Below are 4,546 nucleotides of genomic sequence, written 5' to 3'. Positions count from 1 at the left end.
TCTACGAGCAGCCTGTAGATGGGCTCTGACGCTTCGGAGCAGGTCAATGCGCCGTTCACGCCCAGGCATCCCAAATTCTCGGGATAACGGGTGGTGAGTTCGACCACGCCGCGCAGCATATGCTCGGCCATGGCGCGTGAACTCGGCTGGTCGGAGGCCTCGGTCATGTAGGTCAGGTATTGATCGGCATAGCGCTCGAGCGCGCGCCGAAACAGCTCTTCCTTGTTGCCGAAGGCGCTGTAGAGGCCGGGGCGCTTGACGCCGGTGGCCGCCGTCAGGTCGTCATAGGACGCGCCTTCATAACCGCGGCGCCAGAAAACGCGCACGACGGCATCAAGCGCTTCATCGACATCGAACTCGCGATGGCGGCCCATGGAACCAGTCTCCAATTTGATACCGGTCATTACTAAATGACTGGACGCGCTTTGTCCAATTTGATACCGATCGTTATTGTAACGGTTGTTATTTTATCGGAGAAGTGTTTCATGACCAAGACATTGCAGGGAAAGGTTGCCCTGATTACCGGCGGCTCGCGCGGACTGGGCGCGGCAACCGCCCGCCATTTCGCCGATCTGGGCGCCGACATCGCCATCAGTTACGTGTCGTCGCGTGAAAAAGCCGAGGCAGTCGTCGCCGAGTTGCGGGCAAAAGGCGTCAAGGCGGTCGCGATCCAGAGCGATCAGGGCGATCCGACGGCGGCTCCGGCCTTGATCGAGGCGGTGATCGGCGCCTTCAACAAGCTCGATATTTTCGTCAGCAACGCGGCGATCGCCGTTCAGGGAAAGCGCATCGATGATCCGAGCGCCGATATCGCCGAGTTGGACCGGCAGTGGCGGGTGAATGTGCTCGGCGTGGTGGCGACGACACGTGCGGCCTCGCAAAAGCTCAGCGATGGCGGGCGTATCATCCTGATCGGCTCCGGGCTTGGCACGCGCGTCGCCTTCCCCTTCGTGACGGAGTATTCGGCGACAAAGGCTGCGGTCCTGGGTTTTGCACACGGTGCCGCCCGCGATCTTGGACCGCGCAACATCACCGTCAATGTGGTGCAGCCCGGCGTGATGATGACCGACATGGGCCATGCCTCCGCCGGCGTGCTGCCGTCCTTCCCGCCCGGCCTCATGGCGATCGAGCGCGTCGGCACGGTGGAAGAAGTGGCCGCCGGCATCGCCTATCTGGCCGGTCCGGATGCCAGCTATGTGACGGGCACGGTGCTCGACATCAGCGGCGGTTATCAGGTCTGACCGACATCGCTTAAAAGAAATGCCCCGCCATGTGACGGGGCATTTTTGTTTTGGGAGGCTTAAGCAGCGACCTTTTCGCCGTTTTCTTCCGTTTTCGAGCCGGTGACATAAAACGTCAGCCGGTCCGAACCAGCGCTTACCTTGACTCGGCTGCCATCGGGAATGTCGCCCATCAGGATCTTTTCGGCGAGCGGATCCTGCAGCTCCTTCTGGATCACGCGCTTAAGCGGACGCGCGCCATAAGCGGGATCGTAGCCCTTGTTGGCGAGCCAGTCGCGGGCTTCCGTGTCCAGGTCGATCGTGATCTTGCGATCGGCGAGCAGCTTGTGCAGGCGCTCCAACTGGATTTCGACGATGCGGCCCATGTCCTGACGGCGCAGGCGGTGGAACAGGATGACCTCATCAATACGGTTGAGGAACTCCGGCCGGAACGAGCCGCGCACCACCGACATGACCTGCTCACGCGCGGCATCCGCCTGCTGATCCTCGCCGAGATTGACGAGGAACTCGGCGCCGAGATTGGAGGTCATCACGATCAGCGTGTTGCGGAAGTCGACCGTGCGGCCCTGACCGTCGGTCAGGCGACCGTCATCGAGCACCTGAAGCAGCACGTTGAAGACGTCCGGATGGGCCTTTTCAATCTCATCGAACAGGATCACCTGATAAGGACGCCGGCGCACGGCTTCGGTCAGCGCGCCGCCTTCTTCATAGCCGACATAGCCGGGAGGCGCGCCGATCAGGCGGGCAACCGAGTGCTTCTCCATATATTCCGACATGTCGATGCGCACCATCGCGGTCTCATCGGCAAACAGGAAGTTGGCCAGCGCCTTGGTGAGCTCGGTCTTGCCGACGCCCGTGGGGCCGAGGAACATGAAGGAGCCGATCGGCCGGTTGGGGTCCTGCAAGCCTGCGCGGGCGCGGCGAACGGCTTTCGACACGGCCTGAACCGCCTCGCCCTGGCCGACGACGCGCTTGCCGATCTCGTCTTCCATGCGCAGCAGCTTTTCGCGCTCGCCTTCCAGCATCTTGTCGACGGGAATGCCGGTCCAGCGCGACACGATGTGGGCAACGTGATCGGGCGTGACGGTTTCTTCCACCATCGAGCCGCGATTTTCCACCGCTTCAGAGTCTACCAGCTGCTTTTCGAGCTGCGGGATCTGGCCGTAAGCGAGTTCGCCGGCGCGCTGGAATTCACCCTTGCGCTGGGCAATGGCGAGTTCGTTGCGCGCTTCATCGAGCTGGCGCTTGAGGTCGGCAGCAAGGCCGAGTTTCTGCTTTTCGGCCTGCCACTTGGAGGTCAGTTCGGCGGAATCTTCTTCCAGCGAAGCGAGGTCGCTTTCCAGCCGCTCGAGGCGATCCCTCGAGGCGGCGTCCTTCTCGACCTTCAGCGCTTCACGCTCGATCTTGAGCTGCATGATGCGGCGATCGATCTCGTCCAGCGCTTCCGGCTTGGAATCGACCTGCATACGCAGGCGCGACGCAGCCTCATCGACGAGGTCGATCGCCTTGTCGGGCAGGAAGCGGTCGGTGATGTAGCGGTTCGACAGGGTCGCGGCGGAGACCAGCGCGGAATCCGAGATGCGGACCTTATGGTGCTGTTCGTATTTTTCCTTCAGGCCGCGCAGGATCGAGATCGTGTCCTCGACGGTGGGTTCACCGACAAACACGGCCTGGAAGCGGCGGGCGAGCGCCGGGTCCTTCTCGACATGCTTGCGATATTCGTCGAGCGTGGTTGCGCCGACGCAGTGCAACTCGCCGCGTGCGAGGGCTGGCTTAAGCAAATTGGACGCATCCATCGCGCCTTCCGACTTGCCGGCGCCGACCAGCGTGTGCATTTCATCGATGAAGAGGATGATGTCGCCATTGGCCGAAGTCACCTCGGACAACACGCTTTTCAGGCGCTCCTCGAACTCGCCGCGATATTTCGCGCCCGCGATCAGCGACCCCATGTCGAGCGCCATCAGCTGCTTGTCGCGCAGGCTCTCCGGGACGTCGCCGTTGACGATGCGCAGCGCGAGGCCTTCGGCGATGGCGGTCTTGCCGACGCCGGGCTCACCGATCAGCACGGGATTGTTCTTGGTGCGGCGCGACAGAACCTGGATGGTCCGGCGAATTTCGTCGTCACGGCCAATCACCGGATCGAGCTTGCCTTCGCGCGCATCCTTGGTCAGGTCGCGGGCGTACTTCTTCAGCGCATCATAGCCCTGCTCGGCCGAAGCGGAGTCAGCTGTGCGGCCCTTGCGCAGGTCGTTGATGACGGCATTGAGCGCGGCGGGCGTAACGCCAGCCTTGGCGAGGATGTCAGCGGTCTTGGCGGATTTTTCCACGGCAAGCGCGGTCAACAGGCGCTCGACGGTGACGAAGCTGTCGCCGGCCTTCTTGGCGATGTCTTCGGCGGTGGTGAAGATCTTGGCGAGCGGCTGAGCGAGGTAAAGCTGGCCGTTGCCGCCTTCCACCTTCGGCACTGCTTCGAGTGCGGCTTCCACGCCCAGCTGGACGTCCTTGGGACGGCCGCCGGCACGTTCGATCAGGTTGGCGGCAAGGCCTTCCTCGTCGTCGACCAGAACCTTTAGCAGGTGTTCGGGCGTGAATTGCTGGTGGTTGCGCGACAGCGCCATGGTCTGCGCGGACTGGATGAAGCCGCGCACGCGTTCGGAATACTTCTCGATGTTCATATCAGGTCCCTTCCCCAAACCGGCCCGCTTTGCGGCACCGGTCAAGTGTCAGATGACGGGTCTCCAATCCGGCAGACCCTGTTCAAGGAGCATATGGGGGTACGAAGAAGGCGGCTCAAGAACGCCTGAAACGAAAAATGGCGGAGCTTTCACCCCGCCATTTCCTTGATCCATAAGTGGCCAGATTTTAGCTGGCAGCTTCCACCGGCTGGTCGTCGTTTGCGCCAGCTTCAACAGCTTCGCCTTTCGGCACGCGCGGCTTGCGCGGCTTACGAACCTTACGGACCGGCTGTTCTTCGCCATCAACTGAAACAGCCTCGATAGTCGGCGCGGCTTCAGCCGAAGGGCTTTCAACCTGCGGAGCCTGCGGCAAACCCGGCACCTGAGAAGCGGCTTCGGACGCGACCGGCTGGGGTGCTACGGGTGCCGGTGCGGCCGGCTGTTCGACGCTGACGGGTGCCGTATCCTGCGCATCCTGCTGGCTTTGAACGGCCTGCACGTTGCCATGCGCAACTTCCGCCGGAACGCCTTCGATCACCGGCTGCGGGCCCGAACCGTCGACGCGGTTGCGCTGGTCCTGATCGCGATCGCGATACGGCCGGCGTTCACGCGGCTGGCGCGGCTCCCGCT

General features: G+C 62.7%; 3 protein-coding genes and 1 pseudogene. 1 reads left to right on the top strand and 3 read right to left on the bottom strand.

Going from position 1 to position 4,546, the window contains the following annotated elements:
- On the bottom strand, window positions 1-374 hold a 374-nt coding region (locus RTX98_RS17345; protein WP_312798062.1), incomplete at its 3' end, for a TetR/AcrR family transcriptional regulator.
- A gap of 111 nt (window positions 375-485) precedes the next feature.
- Between RTX98_RS17345 and RTX98_RS17340 the strand changes: the two genes are divergently transcribed.
- On the top strand, window positions 486-1,241 hold the full coding sequence (locus RTX98_RS17340) for an SDR family NAD(P)-dependent oxidoreductase (protein ID WP_312798061.1): 756 nt from the start codon (window positions 486-488) through the stop codon (window positions 1,239-1,241).
- 59 nt (window positions 1,242-1,300) lie between these two features.
- Here the strand turns inward: RTX98_RS17340 and clpB are convergent, their stop codons facing one another.
- Together clpB and RTX98_RS17330 are read right to left on the bottom strand one after the other, a co-directional pair.
- Window positions 1,301-3,916: an ATP-dependent chaperone ClpB gene (clpB, locus tag RTX98_RS17335; RefSeq protein WP_312798060.1), complete on the bottom strand. Its 2,616-nt coding sequence runs from the start codon at window positions 3,914-3,916 to the stop codon at window positions 1,301-1,303.
- Between the two features lie 187 nt (window positions 3,917-4,103).
- Window positions 4,104-4,546 (bottom strand): annotated as a pseudogene (locus tag RTX98_RS17330) (hypothetical protein); the annotation flags it as partial.

This window comes from Tianweitania sp., from assembly GCF_032053605.1.
Taxonomy (GTDB): Bacteria; Pseudomonadota; Alphaproteobacteria; order Rhizobiales; family Rhizobiaceae; genus Tianweitania.
This window is presented reverse-complemented; position numbering and strand designations above follow the sequence as displayed.